Origin of the sequence: Acidovorax sp. JHL-9 (genome assembly GCF_000426205.1) — a bacterium.
Lineage (GTDB): Bacteria > Pseudomonadota > Gammaproteobacteria > Burkholderiales > Burkholderiaceae_C > Acidovorax > Acidovorax soli.
In genome coordinates this window covers 1-23,309 of the sequence record NZ_AUEX01000020.1, presented here as the reverse complement: position 1 = coordinate 23,309, position 23,309 = coordinate 1, and the positions used below count along the sequence as shown (strand labels likewise).

Here is a 23,309-nt window from a genome sequence, read left to right as displayed (position 1 = left end):
GAAACCAGCTCTCGAACGCTATTATTTACATAGCTACCAGCGCAATAAAACATGCGCTAGCAGCCTATTGGAGCATTATTCTGCTTCGATCTTGGCGCTCTTCACCACGCTGGCCCAGCTGGCCAGATCGGTCTTGACCTTCTCGCCCAGCTGCGCGGGGCTTTGGTAGTCGGCCGTCGCGCCCTGCTCCTGCGCCTTTTGCTTGAAGGCCGCGCTCTGCACCACGGTACGGATGTCGGCGGTGAGCTTGTCCACCACCGGTTTGGGCACACCAGCCGGCGCAAACAGCGCAAACCACGACGTGGCGTTCACACCGGGGTAGCCCGCCTCGGCCGTGGTGGGCGCATCGGGCAGGCTGGGCAGGCGCTCCTTGCCGGTCACGGCCAGGACGCGCAGCTTGCCGCTGGCGATATGGGGCATGAAAGGCGGCGCGGTGCCAAACGTCAGGTCGACCTGGCCGCCCAGCAGGTCCTGCAGCGCGGGGCCCGTGCCTTTGTAGGGCACATGGACCATCTTGATGCCGCCCTGCTGCTCCAGCATGGCACCGGTCACATGCTGCAGCGAACCGTTGCCCGAAGAGGCGTAGTTGAGCTTGCCCGGGTTGGCCTTGGCGTAGGCCATCAGCTCAGGCAAGGACTTCACCGGCAGGTCATTGCGCACCACGATGATCTGCGGCGCCGAAATCACGTTGGCAACCGGCTGAAAGTCGCTCTGCGCCCACTGGGCCACCTTGGTCAGGTGGGGCGAGATCACGTGGTAGCCCGAGTACTGCATGAACAGCGTGTAACCATCGGCCTCGGCGCGCTTGACGATGCTGGCCGCAATGTTGCCATTGCCACCGCCCTTGTTGTCCACCACCACCGACTGACCCAGCACCGGGCCGAGCGCCTGCGCCACCATGCGCGCCGACAGGTCGGTGGTGCCGCCAGCAGCGGTGGGCACCACCATGGTCACGGGTTTGGTGGGATAGGCGCCTTGCGCCCAGGCGGCACTGCCCAGGCCTAGACCCAGCACGGTGATGGCCAGGGTGGTGAATGGCTTGCGATGGATTTTCATGCGGTGTCTCCGTTTGCACTGTGGTTGAATATTGTCCGGCGGGGCGGCGAGCTTGCAGCCACCGCCCATCCCATCAATCGACCGTGGCGCCGGTGTCCTTGACGACCCGGCTCCACTTGGGCAGGTCGGACTGAACCAGCGCCGCCAGCTGCGCCGCCGTGCCCTTGAAGGGCTCGCAGCCCACGGTGGCCAGTTTCTCGACCACGTCCTTATGCTCCAGCGCGCGGGCCACCTCGGCCTGCAGCTGCGCAACGATGGGCGCGGGCGTACCAGCCGGGGCAAACAGCGCATACCAGGGAGCCTGGCCAAAGCCCTTGATGGTTTCGCCAATGGTGGGTGCATCGGGCAGCGCGGCCACGCGCTTTTCGTTGACCACGCCGAGCACCTTGAGCTTGCCCGCCTTGATGAAGGCAATGGCCGAGGGCAGGCTTTGCACCGACAGGGGCACCTGCCCGCCCACCACATCGGTAGCGGCCGCCGCCGAGCCCTTGTAGGGAATGTGCTGCAGCTGGATGCCTGCGGCCTTTTGCAGCATCTCGCCGATCAGGTGGTTCAGCGTGCCATTGCCTGCTGAAGCGATCGAATACTTGCCGGGGCTGGCCTTGGCCAGCGCAACCATCTCCGCCACGGTGTTGGCGGGAAAGGATGGGTGCGCCACCAGCACATAGCCTGCCGTGGCCACGGGCGCCACGGGCGTGAAGTCCTTCACCGGATCAAAGCCGGGGTTCTTGTACAGCGCGGGGCCAATGACGTGGGCGCTGTCGGCGGTGAGCATCAGCGTGTAGCCATCGTTGCGCGCGCGGGCCGTGGCTGCAGTTGCCAACGTGCCGCCCGCGCCGGGGCGGTTGTCCACGATCACGCTCTGGCCCAGCTGCTCGGTGAGTTTTTGCGCCAGCACGCGGGCGATGGCATCGTTGGCGCCGCCAGCGGCCTGGGGCACCACCACGGTGATGGATTTGGACGGGTACTTGTCCTGCGCGCCCGCCGCCAGTGCGGCAGAACACAGCACGGCGGCGGTGAAGAGGCGGCGGGACAGCGCGGTGGGATGGAAGGTCATGGCTTTTGTCTCCTGGTGTTATGGGGAATGCGGGGCGCGCAGTATTCAACGGGAAAGCGCTCTTTCGCGAATGGCTTCGAAATCGGCAGGTACCGGGTGCAGCGCCAGGCGCGGCCCCGCCTTGGCGATCTGGCTGGGAATGTCGTGACCGATGAGCGCGGGCAGGCGCTGCGCGGCGCCAATGAGCTGCGCCAGATCCACACCCGTGTCATAGCCCATGAGCTGCAGCGCATGCACGATCTCCTCGCTGCACGCATTGCCGCTGGCACCCGGCGCATAGGGGCAGCCGCCCAGCCCGCCCAGCGAGGCATCGAACCGGTCGGCGCCCGCGTCGACGGCTGCCAGCACATTGGCCAGGCCCATGCCGCGCGTATTGTGGAAATGCAGCGTGAAATCCACGCCCGGCCAGCGCGCACGGGCAGCGGCCGTGAGCTGGTGCACCTGCGTGGGGTAAGCCATGCCCGTGGTATCGCACAGCGTGACGCCGCGCACGCCCAGATCGGCAAAACGCTGCACCCAGCCCAGCACCTCGGCCGGTGCCACATCGCCCTCCATGGGGCAGCCGAACACGCAGGACAGCGAGACATTCACCGCCACGCCCGCCGACTGTGCCATGGCCACCACCTGCGCCAGCGCAGCAAACGACTGGGCCTGGGTCATGCGCAGGTTGGCCAGGTTGTGCGTGGCACTCACCGACATCACGAGGTTGAGCTCATCGGTGCGCGCCTCGATGGCGCGCTCGGCACCGCGCAGATTGGGCACCAGCGCGGTGTAGACGGTGCCGGGGCGACGCGTGATCTCGCGCATGACGATCTCGGCATCTTTCAGCGCCGGGATGGCTGCGGGCGAGGTGAACGAGGTGACCTCGATCTTGGACAGGCCCGCATTCGACAGCGCATTCACCAGCGCGATCTTGTCCTCGGTGGGCACAAAGGCCTGCTCCATCTGCAGGCCGTCGCGCGTGCCCACTTCCTGGATGTGGATGCGGCGGCCCGCGCCCTCCCACACGGTGTTGGATGCACTCATTGAATCACTCCCTTGCTGCGCAGCAGCGCAATCTGTTCGAGCGTCAGGCCCGCCTCTGCCAGCACGGCATCGGTGTCGTCGCCCAGGTGCGGCGCACTGCTGCGGATGGTGCCGGGCGTGGCCGAGAGCTTGGGCACGATACCGGGCACCTCCACCGTGTAGCCATCGCGCGTGGTCTGCGAGAGCAGCATGTCGCGGGCGCGGTAGTGCGGGTCTTCGGCGATGTCCTTGGCGGTGTAGACCTTGCCGGCGGGCACGCGGGCAGCGCCCAGGGCATCCAGCACCTGCTGCACTGTGCGCTGCGCGCTCCACGCTTGAATAGCGGCGTCGAGCTCCTGTACGCGGGCCACGCGGCCCGCGTTGTCGGCCAGGTCTGGCGCGGCGGCCAGATCGGGACGGCCAATGGTATCCATCAGCCGCTTGAAGATGCTGTCGCCGTTGCCCGCCACCAGCACCCAGCCGTCCTGGCAGGGGTAGGCGTTGGACGGGGCGATGCCCGGCAGCGCGCTGCCTGCTGCCTCGCGCACGGCGCCAAAGGCGCTGTATTCGGGGATCAGGCTTTCCATTACGTTGAACACGGCCTCGTGCAGCGCCACGTCGATCACCTGGCCCTGGCCGCCGTTGACCTTGCGGTGGTACAGCGCCATAAGCACGCCGATGGTGCCGTGCAGCGCCGCCAGCGTGTCGCCAATCGACACGCCCACGCGCACCGGCACGCGGCCGGGCTCGCCGGTGAGGTGGCGCAACCCGCCCATGGCCTCACCAATCACGCCAAAGCCCGGCAGGTCGCGGTAGGGGCCGGTCTGGCCATAGCCCGAGATGCGCAGCATCACCAGGCCGGGGTTGAGCGCCTGCAGCTCCTGCGGCGACATGCCCCAGCCTTCCAGCGTGCCGGGGCGGAAGTTCTCGATCAGCACATCGGCCTCGGCAATCAGCTGGCGGGCAATATCCTGGCCCTCCTTCTGGCGCAGGTCCAGCGCCACCGAGCGCTTGTTGCGCGACTGCACCTGCCACCAGACCGAAGTGCCGTCCTTGATGAGGCGCCAGTTGCGCAGCGGGTCACCGGTCTCGGGGGCTTCGATCTTGATCACATCGGCGCCAAACTCGCCCAGCGTCTTGCCGCAAAACGGCCCGGCGATGAGCTGGCCCATTTCGACCACGCGCACGCCAGCGAGGGCGGCAGGGCTGAGGTCCTGAAGTGATTGCGGCGAATTCATGCAGTGTCATCTCCGCAGGCATGCAGCCTGTGTGGGTCTGGCCCGCATCATGCGCAGGCCCGCGCCAGCCGTAAAACGCTGATGCACGAAGCTGCCATCGCAAACCGGCATGGCGACAAGGTACGATCAACGCACCCCATGAAACTCGACCCCGTCTCCCTGCGCCTGTTCGTTGCCGTGATGGAAGAAAACACCATCGCCGCCGCCGCCGCGCGCGAACACCTGGCAGCATCGGCCGTGAGCCGACGCCTGGCCGACCTGGAGGCCGCACTGCAGGTGGCACTGTTCACCCGCAGCAACCGCGGCACCGAGCCCACCGCGGCGGCGTTTACCCTGCTGAACCTGGCGCGCGGCGTGCTCAACGACCTCGATGGCATTGCCAGCCAGATGCGCGAATACGGCAGTGGCGTGCGCGGCCATGTGCGCGTGGTGGCCAACATCTCGGCCATCACGCAGTTCCTGCCGGGCGAGCTGCAGAGCTTTCTGGCGCTGCACCCACAGGTCGATGTGCGCCTGCAGGAACAGATCAGCACGGCGATTGCGCAGTCGGTGGCCGAGAACGCCGCCGATGTGGGCATCCTCAACCATGGCAACTATGGCGAGCGCATCACGCTGCTGCCCTACCGCAGCGACGAACTGGTGCTGATCGTGCCCACGGGCCACCTGCTGGCCCGGCGCAAGGCGGTGCGCCTGGCCGAAGCCCTGCCCTTTGCCTTTGTCGGCATGCACCCGGGCAGCGCCGTCAACAACCAGCTCATGCGCGCCGCCGCCGAGGTGGACCTGCCCCTGCGGCTGCGCATCCAGGTCACCAGCTACGACGCGCTGTGCCTGATGGTGGCCGCCGGCCTGGGCATTGGCGTGATGCCGCGCGGCAGCGCCTCGCTCTACCGCGGCACGCTGGCCATCCGGGCCATCACGCTGAACGAACCCTGGGCGCAGCGGCGGCTGATGCTGTGCGTGCGCGCCGAAGAATCCCTCTCCAGCGTCGCGCGGCTGCTGGTGGACCACCTGCGCAATCCGCCACAAGCGGCCGCCACGCCATGACCGCGCCCTTCGCCCCCCTGCAATGGGATGTTTTCTGCCGTGTGATCGACAACTTTGGCGACATCGGCGTGTGCTGGCGCCTGGCCACACAATTGGCCGGGCAAGGCCAGCGGGTGCGCCTGTGGGTGGACGACGCCTCGGCACTGCAATGGATGGCGCCCCACGGCTGCCCGGGCGTACAGGTGCGCGCCTGGGACGCGCCCGTGCCAGCCGCCCACGAGGCCCCACCCGACGTGATGCTGGAAGCGTTCGGTTGCGAAATTGCTCCCGATTTCATAGCTTACAGCATACAGCAGGCAATCACCAGGGGCCAAAAACCTGTCTGGATCAACCTCGAATACCTGTCGGCAGAGGCGTACGTGGAGCGCAACCACCGGCTGCCCTCCCCTCTGCTCACCGGCCCCGCCGCCGGCTGGACCCGCTGGTTTTTCTACCCTGGCTTCACCCCCGCCACCGGTGGCCTGCTGCGCGAGCCCGACCTGATGGCCAGGCGCGAGGCGTTCGACCACTGCGGCTGGCGCGCCGCGCACGCCGCGGCCTTCGGCCTGGGCGATATCGGGCCAGAGCACCGCTGGATGTCGCTGTTCTGCTACGAGCCCGCCGCCCTGCCCGCTCTGCTGGGGCAATGCCAAGCGCAGCCCACGCAGTTGCTGGTCACCCCCGGCCGCCCCACGGCGGCTGTGCAGGCAGCCTTGACAGAAGATAGGGGCGAAATCGCCCCCAAGCGCTTATCAGACAAGCGCGAGCAGCTAACTGTTTCATACCTTCCGCACCGCCCGCAGGCGGCATTCGACGAGATGCTCTGGGCCTGCGACTTCAACGCCGTGCGCGGCGAGGATTCGCTGGTGCGGGCGCTGTGGGCCGGGCAGGCGCTGGTCTGGCACATCTACCCGCAGCACGACAACGCCCACCACGACAAGCTGTGGGCCTTTCTCGACTGGCTGCAGGCCCCCGCATCGCTGCGGCAATTCCACGCCACCTGGAACGGGCTGGACAACGCACCGCTGCAATGGCCCGACGACAACACCCTGTCGGAGTGGACCGCCTGCATTGCCGCCGCCCGCGCACGCCTTCTGACGCAGGACAATCTGGTGGCACAACTTTTGGGCTTTGTCGCCGAAAAACGGTAAAATTCAAGGCTTTGCGCAAAACGGGTGCGGCACATCGGTGCAAGCCCCGAGCGCATTCCCGCCGCGGAACATGCATTGGCACGGCGCGCCTTCAGCCCCTGAAGGTCACCCGCCCCTGCGTTGAGCGGCCCCAACCCAAGCAACCTGCTATGAAAATCGCTCAAGAAATCCGCGCCGGCAACGTCATCATGCACGGCAAGGACCCCATGGTCGTCCTCAAGACCGAATACGCCCGCGGCGGCCGCGGCGCCGCCACCGTGCGCATGAAGCTCAAGAGCCTCATCGCCAACTTCGGCACAGAAATCGTGTTCAAGGCCGACGACAAGATCGACAACGTCATCCTCGACAAAAAGGAGTGCACCTACTCCTACTTCGCCGATCCGTTGTATGTGTGCATGGACGCCGACTACAACCAGTACGAAGTCGAAGCCGAAAATATGGGCGATGCCCTGAACTACCTCGAAGATGGCATGGCCCTGGAAGTGGTGTTCTACGACGGCAAGGCCATCTCGGTCGAGCTGCCCACCAGCGTAGAGCGCGAAATCACCTGGACCGAACCCGCCGTCAAGGGCGACACCTCCGGCAAGGTTCTCAAGCCCGCCAAGATCGCCACCGGCTTCGAAGTGCCCGTGCCGCTGTTCGTCAGCCAGGGCGACAAGATCGAAATCGACACCCGCACCGGCGAATACCGCAAGCGCGTCTGAGGCTTGCGCCTCCGCCCAACAAAAAGGCTTCCCGAGGGAAGCCTTTTTTACTGGTCATATTTGGTTCTAGCGTTTGATGGAAAATCGCCAGCAACCATTCAAACCATAGCAACCGCAGCGACCAACAGGATCACACCGGCACGGCCACCAGGTCATGCCCCTGCGTGCCCACGATGCGCGCACGCGTGAATTCACCCACCTTGAGCTGCTTGCTGATCTTCTCCGGTGGCAGCAGATGCACCACGCCATCAATCTCGGGTGCGTCGGCATAGCTGCGGCCCCGGCCGCCCTTCTTGCCCAAAGCGGGGGCATGGTCCACCAGCACCTGCATGGTGGCGCCCACGCGGCGCTGCAGCTTGGCAATCGACACCTCTTCGGCCACGGCCATGAAGCGGGCGCGGCGCTCTTCGCGCACTTCCAGGGGCAGCATGCCGGGCAGCTCGTTGGCGGCAGCGCCATTCACGTCGCTGTAGGCAAAGCAGCCTGCACGGTCGATCTGCGCCTCGCGCACGAAGTCGAGCAGGTGCTGGAACTCTTCTTCCGTCTCGCCCGGAAAGCCCGCGATGAAGGTGCTGCGGATGACCAGCTCGGGACAGGCCTCGCGCCAGCGCTGGATACGCTCGAGGTTGCGCTCGCCGCTGGCAGGGCGCTTCATGCGCTTCAAGACATCGGGGTGGCTGTGCTGGAACGGCACGTCCAGGTACGGCAGCACCTTGCCCGTGGCCATGAGCGGGATGATCTCGTCCACGCTGGGGTACGGGTACACATAGTGCAAACGCACCCAGGCGCCATAGGGCTCGGCGATCTCGCCCAGCGTCTGCACCAGCTCCAGCATGCGCGTCTTGACAGGCTTGCCATCCCAGAAACCGGTGCGGTATTTCACGTCCACGCCATAGGCCGACGTGTCCTGGCTGATCACCAGCAACTCCTTCACGCCGCCTTCGAACAGCGCCTTGGCCTCGCTGAGCACATCCCCCACCGGGCGCGACACCAGGTCGCCGCGCATCGACGGGATGATGCAGAAGGTGCAGCGGTGGTTGCAGCCCTCGCTGATCTTCAGATACGCATAGTGCCTAGGCGTGAGCTTGATGCCCGCCACGCCGAAACTGCCCGGCACCAGGTCCAGAAATGGATCGTGCGGCTTGGGCAGGTTCAGGTGCACGGCATCCATCACCTCCTGCGTGGCGTGCGGGCCGGTGACGGCGAGCACGCTGGGGTGCATCTCGCGCACCATGTTGCCGCCACCCTCGCCCGCGCGCGCGCCCAGGCAACCGGTGACGATGACCTTGCCGTTCTCGGCCAGCGCCTCGCCGATGGTGTCCAGGCTTTCCTTGACGGCATCGTCAATGAAGCCGCAGGTGTTGACGATGACGAGATCGGCACCGTCGAAGGTTTTGGAGGTTTCGTAACCCTCTGCGCTCAGTTGCGTCAGGATCAGCTCGGAATCGGTCAGCGCCTTGGGGCAGCCGAGACTGACGAATCCGACCTTGGGGATTTTTGGGGGGGAGAGTGCTTCGCTCATATCCCTGTATTGTCCCAGTTCCAGCACCGGGCAGGTTGGCAAGGGCTGATCCAACCCTTTTTCAGCGCTTCAAACCAAAGGCGCCGAGCATCTGCTCGGTCTGCTTTTGCATCTGCTCCTGCATCTGGGTCAGCATGGACTGCGACTGCTCGACATAGTTGCCCATCATGCCCTTGAGCATGGGCGACTGCAGGTTCATGAACTGCGCCCACATCTCGGGCGTCACGCTTTGCGACTGCTCGGCCAGCTTGGCCTGCACTTCGGTGAAGGCCTGCACGTTCTTCTCCAGATAGGCGCCCATGAAGCCCTGCATCGCGTGGCCGTAGAAGCGGATGATGTTGGCCAGCACCGCCTCGGTGAACATGGGCGCGCCGCCCGCCTCTTCCTCCAGAATGATCTGCAGCAGGATGCTGCGCGTGAGGTCTTCGCCCGTCTTGGCATCGCGCACCACCACATTCTGGTGTTCCATGACAAGCTGGCGCACTTCGGCCAGGGTGATGTAGGTGGATGTATCCGTGTCGTACAGGCGGCGATTGGGGTACTTCTTGATCACGCGCTGCGCTATCTTGGCGGCGGGGGCGCTTTTCTTGTCGGGCACTACGGACTCCTCGGGCCTGATGCCCATTTATTGCAGTGCAACAGATTCTAGAGAGTGAGGGGCACTGTGCCGGCGAAGGATTACCCTGATGGCCCGGCGCGGATCAGGCCGAACGGCCTTGCCCCCATGGCGTCCGTTGCGCACGGAGAATGCCCTACCCCTTGAACGAGTGCAGTGGGCCAGACGGCAGCGCTGCGCCCCCATAACCTCAGCCAACTGCCGATACCAATAAAAAAACCTTCCAGACCATTGATCTGGAAGGTTTTGTACCAATGGTGAGTTGGTAGGCGCGATTGGACTCGAACCAACGACCCCCACCATGTCAAGGTGGGGAATTGAGTTTTAACGAGGTTTCGTGAAGTCTAATTTCTCTCTGTAGCTATAGAAATAAGGCTTCACTAGCTACCAAAACTGACCTACACTATTTCCGTACTCTCTACGTGCGGAAAAATGACAGCCATCTCCAAAGTTTCAGACCGGGAAAAGCTCAAGCCACGGCGCGAACCATACTGGCACCGCGTCAGTGCTGGCTGCTACCTTGGCATTCGTGTGCTGACCGCATCAAGCCCCGGCTCCTGGGTGGCGCGGTATCGAGACACCGACACCGAGAAACAACATTACAAAGCGCTGGGCACGCTAGACCACCTGCCCGACAACGAGCGCTTCGACGCGGCGGTCAAGGCGGCGCGGGAATGGTTCAACCACCTTGGCATGGGCGGCAGCACCGAGACATTCACCGTCAAGGACGCCTGCGACCGCTACGTCAAACACCTGACGCGCACCAAAGGCGACAAGGCCGCACACGATGTAAAGCGCCGTTTCGACCAGTACGTTCTGGACAACACGCGGTTTGCAAACACCGAGCTTGCCAAGCTCAAACCCGTATCTGTCGAATCCTGGCGCAACCGCCTTCAAGACCGCGCCACTAAGGACGGCGGCGTTCGGACTGCCTCAACGTTGAACCGCGACATGACAAGTTTCAGGGCGGCGCTGAACCTGGCGCACGCTGATGGCCTTGTCGCCAGCACCCTACCCTGGCGCGGCAAGCTGACCCCCATCAAGGGCGCGGACGGACGGCGTGACGTGTATCTCGACCGCACCCAGCGAAAGAAGCTGATCGAGGCCGCAGCGCCTGACCTGGGCCTTTTCCTTCGGGCACTTTGTCTGCTGCCACTTCGACCTGGTGCGCTGGCTGCACTGACCGCTGGCAGCTACGACAAGCGCCTGCTGACCCTGACGATCGGCAAGGACAAGGCCGGGAAAGACCGCAAGATCAAGCTCCCACCAGCTACTGCGGCGGCATTCGAGGCGGCGGCGAAGGACAAGCTGCCCACCGCACCATTGTTCGCCAGGGCAGACGGCAAAGCCTGGAACAAGGACGCATGGAAACACACATTCCGCGATGCGGCAGACGCTGCAAAACTCCCCTCTGACGCGACGATGTACACGCTCAGGCATTCCACCATTACCGACCTGGTGCACGGCGGCCTGGACTTGCTGACTGTGGCGCAAATCTCGGGCACCAGTGTGAGGATGGTTGAGGCGCACTACGGACATCTGCGCAGCGAAGTCGCTGCAACCGCACTTGAAAGGCTCGCACTGTGACGAATTTCCAAATCATCATGCTGCGCCGCCTGAGCGCTGAATTTGACGTTGACACGACGCCTGCGCAGGGCCTCGAGGGCGCGGCCTTGGATGCCTGGATCGAACGCGCAGAGGATGCGCTGTTCGAGGAACTGATCGCAACACAATAACCGGCAAGCCCTGCGCCGGATCATGCAGGGCAACAAGGCGACAGCCAGGGCGAAGGAACCGCCCCGACTGTCTAACCACAACGAAAGAAGGACTTTCACCATGGCTATTCACGAGCATAACGAAAAAGACACCGAAGCCCGCATGGAGCTGTCACGACTGGCGAATCTGGAAATCAGCAAGCTGGCAGAGGCCGCAGCGGACATATGCAAGGACGACGACCGCCCGATATTCCACGGCATCATGGCCCGCATCAAAACGCTGTCAGAGATCATCTTCTACGCCCAAAAGCTGCACGGACGCGACGAAGGCGACGAACCCAGCACGCGAGACCTGGAGAGGATTTACTCAGGCCTGCTGGCCTAGCCACATTCGATCGCTGCAAATGCCTGGAGGTGGATGAATGACTTCTGCGCCAAAACGCCAAACGCTGGAGTCCCTGGGGGTCACATGCCTGACATCCGAGGCCGAAAAGCTCGCTGCAAGGCTGTCATTCGCTGCGGACGTGCCGCGCTGGAAAGCAGAGTGGGACGCGCTACAGACCACACCAGAATGGCGCGCCATGAAAAAGCTGGAAGCAGGCATTGCAGCCTTGCAGGCGGATCCAGAAATCACCGCCAACGAAATGTGCAAAGACTTGCTGGAACTGCTCCAACAACTGCTGGAACGCGCGTGGCCGCACCATGACGTGAAAAAGATCGTTGCCCCCATGCAAGCCCACTTCGACGGCGAAAGGAGCAAGAAGGCGCTCGACAAGAAGCAGGAGAAGAAGGACAACGAACGCCACATCTACAGCAACTTTCTAGACGAACAGAAAGACATTTTCGACACCCCACGACTAGCCACAAGACTTAGAAAAGCCTTTGGAATCAACAGTGTTAGGGGGGCAGAGGATGAGGTGAGGCGCTGGAAAAAGTTACGCGATGCCGGGAAAACGGAAGGAACGGGCGGCGAGGCGTCAAAAAAAACCGGAAGTGCCAAATAGACTTCATACCGTGGAAAAGAAAAAGCCGGGCTCCTACACCCGGCAATTTCCCCCACACAAAAGAGCTTGAGGCCCGTTGTGCAGTTCTCCTTCAGACAGAGACTTGCATTACACCACTTTGAAAAGTGGGGCCGCAAGCGTTTTCCGTACAAACGCGAAAGGCTTTCAATATGCAAGCTGCATCCACCCAAGTCACCCTACTGCGCAAGCCGCAGGTTCTCGCCCGCACCGGCATCCCCAAAAGCTCCTGGGATCGCGGCGTCCGTCAAGGCCGCTACCCCAAGCCAGTCAAGATCGGCGTCCGCGCCATCGCCTGGACTTCTACGTCCATTGACGCGCTGATTTTCGACCTGATCGAAAAGTCGCTCGAAGCCGAGTAAGGGGCAGCAATGACCACTACTCCACATGGCATCACGCCAGCCCCCGGCGTACCCGACGACAAGACATTTCACACCATCGCGGCACGCTTCGCCCTGAAAGGCCATGCGCTTAACCGCACCGTGCGCGCCGACGATGGCCGCGTCACCTACGTGGTGAGCCGCTGGGCTCAATCCCGCGTGTTCACCCATTGGCACGATGTGCAGGCTTTCCTGGTGATGGTGGGAGGTGCAGCATGACCACTCACGAAACAACCGCGCTCGAAATCCTCGACGCTGGCCAGCCCACTGCACTAGAGCTTGCCGAGCGCATCAGTATGCGCGTGCGAATGGCCGAAACCCACGCGAAGAAGGCATTGGAGTACGCGCTCGAAATAGGCGCGCTTTTGAACGAGGCAAAGCCCCTGGTGAAGCATGGCGACTGGGATAAGTGGTTGACCGAGCATTGCAACCTTGCTTCCCGCACCGCCAGGGCTTACATGAAATTGGCGAAGGACTTCCCCAGTCTGCCGGAACCAGAACGGCAACGCGTTGCCAGTTTGCCCGTGCGCGAAGCTGTGAAGGCCATCGCCACCGACCCGACCCCGCCCACCACCGAAAAGGTTTTACCGGCGGCTGCGCCGCGTAGGCGTGAAGAACGTGAACGAGTGTCTGCGAAGTTCAGCTCCACCGCCAAAAGCATCCGGGATGCTGCCAAGCGTATCGGCCAGTTCATGGACATCAAGCCCGCCCAAGTGACTGCGCTGCGCACCAAGTTGCAGGACATGCTGATCGAGCTGGATCAATTGCAGCAAGGGGGTGCCGAGTGACCTTCGAGCCAGACACCATCAAGACCGTGGCCGCCCTGCTGCTGGGTGAGCCGAACTCGCAACTGTCCAAAGAAAACGATATTCGTTACGGCACAAACGGCAGTCTTTCAATCGACCCCGACAAGAACAGGTTCTTCGACCATGAGGCCAACGAGGGCGGCGGCATCCTCGACCTGATCCGTCGCAATAACGGATTGCAGACCCGTTCGCAGGCTCTGGATTGGCTCAAGGAGCATGGCATTGCCACACCTGCGCCGCACCCCGTGACAGCCCGCATGGCGCAGCGGCGCAAAGAAGCCACGTCTGCCAGTGCCACAGAAAAGCCCGTCACAGACCGCGTGGAAAGCACCGTCACAGCACCTGCAGAAAAGCCCGTCAAGGCCCGCGTTATCGCAACCTATGACTACCGCGCCGAGGATGGCAGTTTGCTGTTTCAGGTTCAGCGCTTCGAGCCGAAGAAGTTCGTTCAGCGCCGCCCCAACGGCGACGGCTGGGAATACAAGGTGCAAGGCACGCGCCAGGTGCCCTACCGTCTGCCCGAGCTGGTGGCCGCGCCCCTGGGTTCGGCCATCTACATCGTGGAGGGCGAGAAAGACGCGGATCGTCTGGCAGCGCTGGGCCTGGTGGCTACCTGCAATGCGGGCGGCGCTGGCAAGTGGAAATCCTGCCATTCTGAGCACCTGAAAGACCGCACCGTCATCCTGATCCCTGACAACGACGACGCTGGCCGCGATCATGTGCAGAAAGTCGCAAAGAGCCTCAAGGGCATAGCGGCGCATGTTCGCATCATGGAATTGGCTGGACTGCCAGAAAAGGGTGATGTGTCGGACTGGATGGACGCGGGCGGCACCGTGGAGGAACTGATCGCCGCGCCCACGGTATCGCCAGCCAAGGCACCAGACGCTGGTGGCGACGACGACGACGAAGAAGAAAAAAAGCGCAGCCAGACGGACATGCTTGTCGAATTCGCAAGCTCTCACTTCGAGCTGCTGCACGACAAAAACGGCGATGTGTTTGCACGCGACGCCCACACGGGCGAGGTTCGCCGCCTGGGTGGCCGTCAGTTCAAAGACCGTTTGATCGCTGGGTTCTACAAGCAAAAAGAAGTCGCTGTTCGTGACCAGTCTTTGCGCGAGGCGCTGGGCACGCTGCAAGCCCTGGGCCGCTACAACGGCGAGCCGCAGGCCGTGCACGTTCGCTGTGCTGCGCACGGCGGCAAATACTACTTGGACTTGTGCGAGCCCGGTAACAGTCGTGCAATCGAGCTGGCCGCAGGGCACTGGCGCATCGTGGAGAACCCGCCTGTTTTGTTCGTGCGAGGCGAGGCCATGCAGCCATTGCCAACGCCAGTGAAGGGTGGAAGTCTGGCCAGGCTGTGGGACACCGCCAACGTGCCCGAAAACCTGCGCATCCTTGTCGTGACGTGGCTGATCGACTCTATCCGGCCGGACACGCCTTACCCCGGCCTGGAGCTGGTGGGCGAACAAGGCTCTGGAAAATCCACCGCAGCCGAGGCCCTGCGCCGCGTCATTGATCCCAGCTCCTGCAACCTGCGTGGCGCACCGAAAACCGTGGAGGACATATTCGTCGCAGCAGGTCAAAACCATGTTGTCGCTTATGAGAACGTGTCCCATCTGCCAGGCCCCATGCAAGATGCGCTGTGCATTCTTTCCACGGGCGGCGGTTACAGCAAGCGAATGCTCTACAGCAACGACGACGAGCACGTCATCAACGTGCGCCGCCCCTGGATGCTCAATGGAATTTCCATTGCTGTGACCCAGCAAGACGCGGTGGATCGCGTCATCAGCGTGGAGTGCCCGGTGATCGAAGAACGCCAATCTTCCAGCCTTCAGTGGGACGAGTTCGATAAGGCGCTCCCCGGCATCCTGGGTGGCTTACTCGACACGGCGGCAAAGGCTCTTGGAGTTCTGCCATCCATGAAGCTGCCCCCGGCTGACCGCCCGCGCCTGGTGGAGTTCGCCTTGCTGGGCATGGCAGTGGCTAGTTCAGCAGGACGCAACCCGTCCGAGTTCATGGACAAGTTCAAGGAACTGCGTTCTGAGACTGTGGCGCGGACGTTGGATGCATCGCCAGTGGCTGCTGCCGTGGTGGACATGATCGAAGCAGAACCTGCTGGCATAACCGCCCCCGTCAAAGCCATCCTGACCCGCCTGGAGCGCTACAAGCCAACCGGCGCAGACGCATGGCCGCGCTCCCCCAAGGGCCTGGGCGATGCCCTGCGCCGCGCAGCACCCGCACTGCGCCAAATGGGAATCGAATGCAAGTGCCTGGGCAAAGGTTCGGGCGGCGTGGTGCGCTGGACTGTTCAAAAGAAAGTTCAGGACACAAAGTCCCAAATGTCCCAAGTCCCTGATTTTGACGACCTGGACAAGCTGGAAAACGTGGGACATGGGACTTATGGGACTTGGCAAGGACAAGTTTCTTCGGGCGTGGAGGTGGAAATATGAGCACGGACACCATCATTCGCGCCGCAATGGATGCGGGCGTCGCACTCAAGTTCGTGGACGGCAAGCTCAAGGCCGTGGGGCATGTGGATGCTGTGGCGGCCTGGGCCCCCCGGCTGCGTCAGCACCGTGCTGCGCTGATCGAAGCCCTTGCACCCGCCGCGCCAGAGCCCCCAATCAACCCGGACGCATGGCGCGAACTGGATCGCGCCTACCTGGCGCACCACGTCAATTGCGTTGTCTGCCAGGCCGCAGGACGTGGAAGCCGCTACGCGCGGCGCTGTGGGGCAGGTGCTTCCCTGTGGTCGGCTTACCGCGCAGCGTCATCAACAAACTGAAAGCATCACCATGACCAACTTTGAACACATCACGCAAGTTCTCGAACAAACCATCGACGGCGAGCCCATCCCAACGTTCCGAAGCCCGGCATTTGCGGCGCTGATTGCGGCAGCGAGCGCCATCTCGGCAAGTCCGCAGGACTGCGAAAAATTGGGCCGGTCGTGCTGCCTGATGTTGCTGGATCGCCTTAGCGCATCCATGCACGGCGAGCGCGAAATTCAACTTTTGAAAGACAGTTCCCGTCCTTTGTGCTAGACTTTGCGGCATCGGTCGCAAGAAAAAGTCCCACGGGCTATTTCAAGCACCGCACGATCCGGCATCCCTTCGGGAAGCGCGTATCAAGCCGACTCATTAGTAACGGCTTGGGCGCGCTTTTTTTTCGCCCCAAGCGAACCACCGAAAGAAACACCATGTCGAACTTCGAACAAGACGCCACGCAGTACCCCCGCCAGCAGTGGGAAATCCTTTGCGCCAAACACGGCCTGCCAGACGCCGCCAACATCAAGGGCAGTGGCCTTAACTACGCCACCAACGAGGCCCACGAAGCACGCAAGACGATGCGGCGCGCGGTCAATGCCATCACCGCCAAGCTGCATCCGAACGAGTTCTCAAACGAAGTAACTGCAGGCCTGTCGCACGCAGCGCGCGTAGTTGCGGAAATCAACTCCGGACTCGACCACTTCGAGCAAAAGAGCGAAAACGCACACGGCCTTAAAACCATGCGCAACAGTGCCGACTTTGCGAAGCACTACAAAACAGACGGACACGGCGAGGGCGAGTTCGGCATTCACGACTTCCTGCGCGGCGTGGCGAACCTTCGCTCTACGGGCGCTGTGCAGAACGCGCTGAGCGTGGGCACCGACGCCAGCGGCGGTTACACCGTCCCATCCGTGCTGATGCCCGGCGTGCTGTCCGCGCTGGTTCCTGCATCGAGTCTGCTGACGGCGGGCGCTGGCATCCTGGCGTTGGAGCCGGGCAAGACGTTCACCACCGCAGCCGTGAGCACCATCCCCACCGCCGCCTGGCGCTCTGAGGGTGGCACGCTGGCGACGTCCGACCCGGCGTTCCGCGCAGTCGTCGCAACCCCGCGCTCGCTGGCATTCACGTTCAAGGTTAGCCGCGAACTGCTGGCCGATGGTCAAGGGCTCGAACAGGCTCTTAACCTGGCAATTGCGCAAGCCTTTGCCAAAGAGCTTGATCGCGCTGGACTGCGCGGCACCGGAACGGCACCCGAGCCGCGCGGCATCCTGAACACGGTCGGAATTCAGGCTGTGACCAACGGCGCGAACGGCGCAGCCCTTGCAGGCTTTGCCAACATCTTCAGCGCAACGCAGGCAATCCTGCAGGCTGATGCACCGATGCCCACCGCCGCAATCATGTCCCCCCGCAGCCTGGTCAAACTGGGTGGATTGGCAGACACCACCGGCCAGCCCATCCGAGTCCCCGAGATGCTCAAGGACGTGAAGATGATCGCTACCAGTCAGATACCCAACAACCTGACCGTGGGCACCAGCAGCGACTGCAGCGAAATCTACGTTGGCGACTTCAGCACCTTGCTGTTCGCCATGCGAGAGAACGTGTCGGTTCAACTGCTGCCCGACTTGTACGCCGCAACGGGCGAGATCGGGTTCGCCTGCCACGTCCGCGCCGATGTAATCGTGCAGTACCCGGCAGCGCTGGCAGTTGTTACCGGCGTCAAGGCTTAACGGAAAACACCACGCGGGCGAGAGAGCAAGCCCATACCCCGCGTGGTGAACCCCGGCCCGGATGCTGTCTGGACTGGGAGCTCGCGCAGAGCTTTATGGGAAGGCATGGCGCTGTACGAGAAGCATCAGCGTGAGGTGGATCACCGCAGGCGAAAACGGCTGCGCGGAACTCCACACTATCTAGCAGCAAGACACCGCGCCCACTGGCTAAGGGGTGGGGGCACGGTCAAAACGTACACCCTGCCAATATGTAAACCGGCATGTTCATGTTGATTTAACGCTAACGCACAACTTCCCGCGCATACACCCGCACGCACGCGAGAGAGGCGACACCATGCACCAGACACACCCACCGAGGCCACTAGCCGGGCCGCTGCGGGCTCGAATTAATCGGCTGGCACATTCACACGCCATGCACCATGAGGCACGCCTAAAGGCTTCGCTACTGGAGCAGATACAGACCGCCCGCGATGGTGGCGCATCGTTCGATGAGCTGGCAGCGATGGTGACCGCGATGGAAGCCCGCCTTGATGGGTAGGGGCCGGGTCAAACTCTGCAACCCTCAAACCGGCGACACCCCATTGCTTCCCATTCGCAGAAAAAATCGGGTATGGAAAAACAATCAAGTTCGACCGGCTGGGGAGGCCGCCGCAAAGGCGCTGGAAGGCCCCCAGGCTCGCGTAACAAGCCCCGCCTGATACACGGCCTGCCTGAGACTAGCGACCCCGCTGCATGGCTGCTGGCGCTGGTGAACCATACCGCCGCACCGCTGCGCCTGCGTGTGAATGCTGCAAAGGCTCTGCTGCCCTACACGCAAAGTCAGATTTGAAATCTGATAAAGATTGCATCGCGCCCGCGCCCGCGCCTGCAACTGCAGACCGTCAGAGCATTTTGGCGCAGACGGGTGCAATCTCACGTTGCACCCTTCCGCGTTTGAAATGCGGAAGCGTGAAGCCCCGCGGCGGGGGACTTTTCTTTTGTCTGGCGCTGGGCAGGTTTACGAAGTGCTTTTCCGCACGTTTTCCGTACCCGGAAACAAAAATGCCCACTTGTTAGTGGGCACTTCGCTGCAAGCCCTGGTAAATGCTTGCAATTTTGGTAGGCGCGATTGGACTCGAACCAACGACCCCCACCATGTCAAGGTGGTGCTCTAACCAGCTGAGCTACGCGCCTGTCGTTGTTTAGACAGCGATTATAGCCATAAAAATCAGCCTGTTTGCCGGGTCCTTCAACAAATCATGAACAGAGTTCCACCGGAATTCGCGGATACCGGCACGCAACTCAGCGCCGCCGTGCAGCGCGCACCCCGGCAACGCTGGCCACAATGCCCAGCACCTTGTTCAGCCGCCCGGAATCGGCAACCTCGACGGTGAAGGTCATCCAGGCCGTGCCCTTGACCGACTGGGTCTGCACGCCGATGACGTTGGTCTTTTCCCGGGCAAACACTTCAGAGATGTCGCGCAGCAGCCCCTGGCGATCGGTCGCCTCCACCGCCACGTCCACGGGATACATCGCAGCACCCACCGTGGCTTTGGGCGCACCCCATGCAACCTCGATCACCCGTTCGCTGCTGCGCGCCGCCATCTCCCGGAAATTGCTGCAGTCTGCCCGGTGCACGCTCACGCCCTTGCCCCGGGTGACAAAGCCGCGGATATCGTCGGGTGGCGCAGGCTTGCAGCACTTGGCCAGCTGGGTCATGAGGGAGTCGATCCCCACCACCAGCACGCCGCCCTTGGGGGCGGCATCGTTGGTGCGGGTCTTTTTCAGCAACAGGTAATCGTCGGGTTGCAGTACCGGCTCTGGCGGGCGCAAAAGGGTTTCGATGCTGCGCAGTGAAAACTCGTCCTTGCCCACCACTTCGAACAGCGCGTCGGCCGACTTGAACCCCAGCTGCACCGCCAGGTCGTCCAGCTTCATGGCGGTCTTGCCTTCGCGCTGCAGCAGCTTTTCAACCGCCTCGCGTCCCCGGGCCACCGTTTCGTGGGTGGCCTGGGCATTGAACCAGGCACGCACCTTGGCCTTGGCCCGGTTGCTGGTGAGGTAGCCCAGCTCGGCATTGAGCCAGTCGCGCGAGGGGCGGCCTTCCTTGACGGTGGTGATTTCCACGGTCTGGCCGTTCTGCAGCGGCGTGTTGAGCGGCACCATGGCACCGTCCACCTTGGCGCCGCGGCACCGATGGCCGAGGCTCGTGTGCACGGCATAGGCGAAGTCCACGGGTGTGGCCCCCTGGGGCAAATCCACCACGGCGGCTTCGGGGGTCAGCACGTAGATGCGGTCGTCAAACAGGCCCCGGTTTTGCACCGCTCCGGCAAGGTCGCGCTCCCAGGCCAGCAACTGGCGCAGCACCGCGATCTTGGCGTCGTATTCGCCACTGGCCGATACGCCCGCATAGCCCTTGCTGCCCGCCTCCTTGTAGGCCCAGTGCGCCGCCACGCCGTGCTCGGCGTGGTCGTGCATGGCCTGGGTGCGGATCTGGATCTCGATCGGTTTGCCGGCAGCGTCGCGCACGATGGTGTGCAGCGACTGGTAGCCATTGGGTTTGGGGCGCGCGATGTAGTCGTCGAACTCTTCCACGATGGGCGTGAACTGCTCGTGCACCCAGCTCAGGGCGGCATAGCAGTCCTTGACCGATGGCACCACCACGCGCAGCGCCCGGATGTCCAGCACCTGGTCGAAATTGAGCGACTTGCCGCGCATCTTCTTGACGATGCTGTAGATATGCTTGGGTCGCCCCTGCACGCTGGCACTGATGCTGCGCGCGCGCAGGTCGGACTCCAGCCGCGTACGCAGCTGTTCCATGTAGACCTCGCGCTCCCCACGCTTTTCGTCCAGCAGGCGGGCTACTTCCTTGTAGGTATCGGGCTCGAGAAACCGGAACGACAGGTCCTCGAGCTCCCATTTCACTTGCCAGATGCCCAGCCGGTTGGCCAGCGGTGCAAACACCTGCAGCGATTCGCGCGCCAGGCTGGGCGACACGGGGCGCTTGCTGGCGGCATGGAACCGCAGTGTCTGCAGTCGGGATGCCAGGCGCAGCATGACCACGCGCAGGTCGCGCGAGAACGCCAGCAGCATCTTGCGCACGTTCTCGGTCTGCACCGCCGGGTCGTCCAGTTGCTGGGCCCCACGCGCCTGGCGCTGCACACGCATGAGCTTGGTGGTTTCCACCGCCAGGGCCGCAAAGTTGTCGCCAAAGGCCTTGGCGATCACCTCCTGGGGCTTGTTCAGGTGTCCGCAGGCATACACCAGGTAGCTGGCCGCCTGCATGGCCTCTGATCCGCCAATGACCTTGAGGATGGCGGCCACGGCGTCCGCATGGGCCAGCGTGTTTTCACCGGAGTCGAGCGTCTCGCCCGCCATGAGGGGCTCGGCAAAGGCGCGCGCCCGCGCCAGGGCATTGACCTGCTCAGGCAATGTATGGGCCGTTGCGGCAATGAGCTGCGGCAAGGTGTCGGCGGTGGAGGCCTGCACAGCGGCGACAGGCGGGTGCGTTTTCATGCGGCCACCACCTCTTCCGGTGCCAGGAGAAAGTCGGTGACGGCCGTCACCTGGTCTCGCGCCATCAAGGTGGGGGCGTGCCCCACGCCCTCGAACTCCACCAGCTTCGCCTTCGGCCCGCGCCGCGCCATGGCCTGTGCGGTTTCTGGCGCCAGCAGGTCGGACTGTGCGCCGCGCAGCAGCAACGTACGCGCCTGGATGCGGTCATACAGCTGCCACAGCTGCCGTGCCCCGGCGGCAGAGGCCTCGGGCGTCATGGCTCCAAAGGACTGCGCGATGGCGGGATCGTAATGCAGCGCCAGGCCACCGGTCGGCAAGGCACGCACCATGGGCCGCGACAGCTCCAGCCATTGCGCAGCGGTGTGCGGGCCAAAGCTCGACGAAATCGCCCACATGGCATCGGCCGCCTGCTGCAGCGAATCAAAACGGACGGGAGCCCCCAGGTACTGGCCGATGCGCTGCAAGGCATCCCATTCGATGGCAGGGCCGACATCATTGAGCACCAGCCGGCGCACCGGCACGGCCAGCGGCCACAGGCTCCCCACACCGGTGGCGGGTCTGTCTGCGCAGGTGGGCTCATCGGCCACGCCCAGCCCGGGCTGGCCGCACAGGGCCATGCCGATCAGGCCGCCCATGCTCGTGCCCACCCAGTCCAGCGTCTGCACCGGGGCCTGCCGCTGCAAGTGGCCCAGCAAGGCCAGCATGTCGGCGGCGTACTGGGGAATCTGGTAGCCAGCGGGATCGTCCAGCCAGTCGCTCTGGCCGCGGCCGACCACGTCTGGGCAAATGACCCGGGCGTGGCGGCTGAGCGCGCGCGCCAGGGTGTCGAAATCCCGCCCCTGGCGCGTGAGGCCATGCACGCACACCACCACATGCGGATGGGCCGGATGGCCGGTGCTGTTCCACTCCCAGTACGCCATGCGATGCTGCGCTTGCGGGCTGGCCAGCGCACGCCCATGAGGGCCCGCCTCGGAGGCAGCGCCAGGGCACAGTACGTAGTTCAGCGTAGGTTCAATCATGGGTGCGGGATCTGGCGACAGCGTTCGATAATTGCTGCGTTGCATCGTAATTCATTCGGAGAGACTCCCATGCTCAAAGGCAAAACCGCACTCGTTACCGGCTCCACCAGTGGCATCGGCCTGGGCATCGCCAAAGCCCTGGCCCGCCAGGGCGCCAACATCGTGCTCAATGGTTTTGGCGACGTGGACGGCCCGCGTGCCGAGGTGCTGGCGGCCGGTCAGGCGACAGGTGCCCAGGTGGCCTACCACGGCGCCGACATGAGTCGTGCGGCCGATATCGAAGACATGATGAAGTACAGCGCCGCGCAGTTCGGGCGCGTGGACATCCTCGTGAACAATGCCGGCATCCAGCATGTGGCCAGCATCCAGGATTTTCCGGTGGAGCGCTGGGACGCCATCATCGCCATCAACCTGACCAGCGCCTTTCATACCTCCCGCCTGGCCCTGCCCGCCATGCAGGCGGCCAACTGGGGCCGTATCATCAACGTGGCCTCGGTGCACGGGCTGGTGGGCTCGGCGCAAAAATCGGCCTATGTCGCGGCCAAGCATGGCATCGTGGGACTGACCAAGGTGACGGCGCTCGAAAATGCCGCTTCCGGCATCACCTGCAACGCCATCTGCCCCGGCTGGGTGCTGACGCCGCTGGTGCAAAAGCAGGTGGACGCCAAGGCCACAGAACGCGGCATCTCGAACGACGAAGCCAAGCGGCTGCTGCTGGGCGAAAAAGAGCCGTCCATGCAGTTCACCACACCCGAGGAACTGGGCGAGCTGGCCGTTTTCTTCTGCTCCCCCGCCGCCAACAACGTGCGCGGCGTGGCCTGGAACATGGACGGCGGCTGGGCGGCACAGTAAGAGCCTTATATGGACGCCCCGAATAAGCCAAGCCCTCACTCACTGAAGTCAAGACAGTAAAGATTGCACCCGTATATCCGGACTTTCTGTGGCGCCAGCCACGGTCCCTGATGGGAGTCGCTGGTGAATGTCCTATCGGTTCAGCGCACTCGAAGT

At 63.4% G+C, this 23,309-nt stretch carries 23 protein-coding genes and 1 tRNA gene; 15 read left to right on the top strand and 9 right to left on the bottom strand.

What is annotated here, in order from left to right; all coding sequences use genetic code 11:
• Positions 1 to 75: 75 nt before the first annotated feature.
• The 4 genes from K225_RS0113405 to K225_RS0113390 form a co-directional block, all read right to left on the bottom strand.
• The gene (locus K225_RS0113405; RefSeq protein WP_026436900.1) at positions 76 to 1,056 is read right to left on the bottom strand and encodes a tripartite tricarboxylate transporter substrate binding protein; all 981 of its coding nucleotides are present in this window, start codon (positions 1,054 to 1,056) and stop codon (positions 76 to 78) included.
• Positions 1,057 to 1,129: 73 nt separating this feature from the next.
• Positions 1,130 to 2,113: a tripartite tricarboxylate transporter substrate binding protein gene (locus K225_RS0113400; RefSeq protein ID WP_026436899.1), complete on the bottom strand. Its 984-nt coding sequence runs from the start codon at positions 2,111 to 2,113 to the stop codon at positions 1,130 to 1,132.
• Between the two features lie 45 nt (positions 2,114 to 2,158).
• Complete coding sequence (locus K225_RS0113395; RefSeq protein WP_026436898.1) at positions 2,159 to 3,139, bottom strand: hydroxymethylglutaryl-CoA lyase; 981 nt, start codon at positions 3,137 to 3,139, stop codon at positions 2,159 to 2,161.
• Positions 3,136 to 4,356: a CaiB/BaiF CoA-transferase family protein gene (locus K225_RS0113390; protein WP_026436897.1), complete on the bottom strand. Its 1,221-nt coding sequence runs from the start codon at positions 4,354 to 4,356 to the stop codon at positions 3,136 to 3,138. The genes K225_RS0113395 and K225_RS0113390 overlap by 4 nt, the downstream gene beginning before the upstream one ends.
• Positions 4,357 to 4,494: 138 nt before the next feature.
• On the opposite strand from K225_RS0113390, the gene K225_RS0113385 reads away from it, so the two are divergent.
• From K225_RS0113385 to efp, 3 genes are all read left to right on the top strand, one after another.
• The gene (locus K225_RS0113385) at positions 4,495 to 5,400 is read left to right on the top strand and encodes a LysR family transcriptional regulator (protein ID WP_026436896.1); all 906 of its coding nucleotides are present in this window, start codon (positions 4,495 to 4,497) and stop codon (positions 5,398 to 5,400) included.
• Positions 5,397 to 6,530, top strand: coding sequence for an elongation factor P maturation arginine rhamnosyltransferase EarP (earP, locus tag K225_RS0113380; RefSeq protein ID WP_026436895.1), 1,134 nt, complete (start codon positions 5,397 to 5,399; stop codon positions 6,528 to 6,530). The genes K225_RS0113385 and earP overlap by 4 nt, the downstream gene beginning before the upstream one ends.
• 149 nt (positions 6,531 to 6,679) lie before the next feature.
• Complete coding sequence (efp, locus tag K225_RS0113375) at positions 6,680 to 7,234, top strand: elongation factor P (RefSeq protein ID WP_026436894.1); 555 nt, start codon at positions 6,680 to 6,682, stop codon at positions 7,232 to 7,234.
• Positions 7,235 to 7,364: 130 nt separating this feature from the next.
• Here the strand turns inward: efp and rimO are convergent, their stop codons facing one another.
• Together rimO and phaR are read right to left on the bottom strand one after the other, a co-directional pair.
• Positions 7,365 to 8,756 carry a 30S ribosomal protein S12 methylthiotransferase RimO gene (gene rimO, locus K225_RS0113370; RefSeq protein ID WP_026436893.1) on the bottom strand — a complete coding sequence of 464 codons (1,392 nt, stop codon included), beginning with the start codon at positions 8,754 to 8,756 and terminating at the stop codon, positions 7,365 to 7,367.
• A 61-nt stretch (positions 8,757 to 8,817) separates the two neighbouring features.
• Entirely contained in the window at positions 8,818 to 9,381 is a 564-nt protein-coding gene (gene phaR, locus K225_RS0113365) for a polyhydroxyalkanoate synthesis repressor PhaR (protein ID WP_051248934.1), read from the bottom strand.
• 423 nt (positions 9,382 to 9,804) lie between these two features.
• Between phaR and K225_RS0113360 the strand changes: the two genes are divergently transcribed.
• The 11 genes from K225_RS0113360 to K225_RS0113315 all read left to right on the top strand — a co-directional run bounded on the left by K225_RS0113360 (position 9,805) and on the right by K225_RS0113315 (position 17,787).
• Positions 9,805 to 10,959, top strand: a complete 1,155-nt coding sequence (locus tag K225_RS0113360; protein ID WP_026436891.1) for a tyrosine-type recombinase/integrase — start codon at positions 9,805 to 9,807, stop codon at positions 10,957 to 10,959.
• Positions 10,956 to 11,108: a hypothetical protein gene (locus K225_RS22215; protein WP_155885273.1), complete on the top strand. Its 153-nt coding sequence runs from the start codon at positions 10,956 to 10,958 to the stop codon at positions 11,106 to 11,108. The genes K225_RS0113360 and K225_RS22215 overlap by 4 nt, the downstream gene beginning before the upstream one ends.
• A gap of 100 nt (positions 11,109 to 11,208) precedes the next feature.
• A complete protein-coding gene (locus tag K225_RS0113350; protein WP_026436890.1) occupies positions 11,209 to 11,472 on the top strand; it encodes a hypothetical protein in 264 nt (87 codons plus the stop codon).
• A 37-nt stretch (positions 11,473 to 11,509) separates the two neighbouring features.
• Positions 11,510 to 12,091 carry a hypothetical protein gene (locus K225_RS0113345; RefSeq protein WP_026436889.1) on the top strand — a complete coding sequence of 194 codons (582 nt, stop codon included), beginning with the start codon at positions 11,510 to 11,512 and terminating at the stop codon, positions 12,089 to 12,091.
• Positions 12,092 to 12,261: 170 nt separating this feature from the next.
• Complete coding sequence (locus tag K225_RS0113340) at positions 12,262 to 12,471, top strand: AlpA family transcriptional regulator (protein ID WP_026436888.1); 210 nt, start codon at positions 12,262 to 12,264, stop codon at positions 12,469 to 12,471.
• Between the two features lie 9 nt (positions 12,472 to 12,480).
• The gene (locus K225_RS0113335) at positions 12,481 to 12,708 is read left to right on the top strand and encodes a hypothetical protein (protein WP_026436887.1); all 228 of its coding nucleotides are present in this window, start codon (positions 12,481 to 12,483) and stop codon (positions 12,706 to 12,708) included.
• A complete protein-coding gene (locus K225_RS0113330) occupies positions 12,705 to 13,277 on the top strand; it encodes a DUF3102 domain-containing protein (protein WP_026436886.1) in 573 nt (190 codons plus the stop codon). The genes K225_RS0113335 and K225_RS0113330 overlap by 4 nt, the downstream gene beginning before the upstream one ends.
• Positions 13,274 to 15,745, top strand: coding sequence for a toprim domain-containing protein (locus K225_RS20790; protein WP_051248931.1), 2,472 nt, complete (start codon positions 13,274 to 13,276; stop codon positions 15,743 to 15,745). Before K225_RS0113330 ends, K225_RS20790 begins: the two co-directional genes overlap by 4 nt.
• Positions 15,742 to 16,080 (top strand): hypothetical protein, encoded by a 339-nt coding sequence (locus K225_RS0113320; RefSeq protein WP_026436885.1) that lies wholly within the window; start codon positions 15,742 to 15,744, stop codon positions 16,078 to 16,080. Before K225_RS20790 ends, K225_RS0113320 begins: the two co-directional genes overlap by 4 nt.
• A 10-nt stretch (positions 16,081 to 16,090) precedes the next feature.
• A complete protein-coding gene (locus K225_RS22210; RefSeq protein ID WP_155885272.1) occupies positions 16,091 to 16,336 on the top strand; it encodes a hypothetical protein in 246 nt (81 codons plus the stop codon).
• Between the two features lie 155 nt (positions 16,337 to 16,491).
• Positions 16,492 to 17,787 (top strand): phage major capsid protein, encoded by a 1,296-nt coding sequence (locus K225_RS0113315; RefSeq protein WP_026436884.1) that lies wholly within the window; start codon positions 16,492 to 16,494, stop codon positions 17,785 to 17,787.
• A 1,096-nt stretch (positions 17,788 to 18,883) separates the two neighbouring features.
• Here K225_RS0113315 and K225_RS0113305 read toward each other — a convergent pair.
• The 3 genes from K225_RS0113305 to K225_RS0113295 all read right to left on the bottom strand — a co-directional run bounded on the left by K225_RS0113305 (position 18,884) and on the right by K225_RS0113295 (position 22,301).
• Positions 18,884 to 18,960 (bottom strand) — tRNA-Val (locus K225_RS0113305).
• A gap of 108 nt (positions 18,961 to 19,068) precedes the next feature.
• Positions 19,069 to 21,282 (bottom strand): bifunctional (p)ppGpp synthetase/guanosine-3',5'-bis(diphosphate) 3'-pyrophosphohydrolase, encoded by a 2,214-nt coding sequence (locus tag K225_RS0113300; RefSeq protein ID WP_026436883.1) that lies wholly within the window; start codon positions 21,280 to 21,282, stop codon positions 19,069 to 19,071.
• A complete protein-coding gene (locus tag K225_RS0113295) occupies positions 21,279 to 22,301 on the bottom strand; it encodes an alpha/beta fold hydrolase (RefSeq protein ID WP_026436882.1) in 1,023 nt (340 codons plus the stop codon). The genes K225_RS0113300 and K225_RS0113295 overlap by 4 nt, the downstream gene beginning before the upstream one ends.
• A gap of 69 nt (positions 22,302 to 22,370) precedes the next feature.
• On the opposite strand from K225_RS0113295, the gene K225_RS0113290 reads away from it, so the two are divergent.
• Entirely contained in the window at positions 22,371 to 23,153 is a 783-nt protein-coding gene (locus K225_RS0113290) for a 3-hydroxybutyrate dehydrogenase (RefSeq protein WP_026436881.1), read from the top strand.
• Positions 23,154 to 23,309 lie beyond the last annotated feature (156 nt).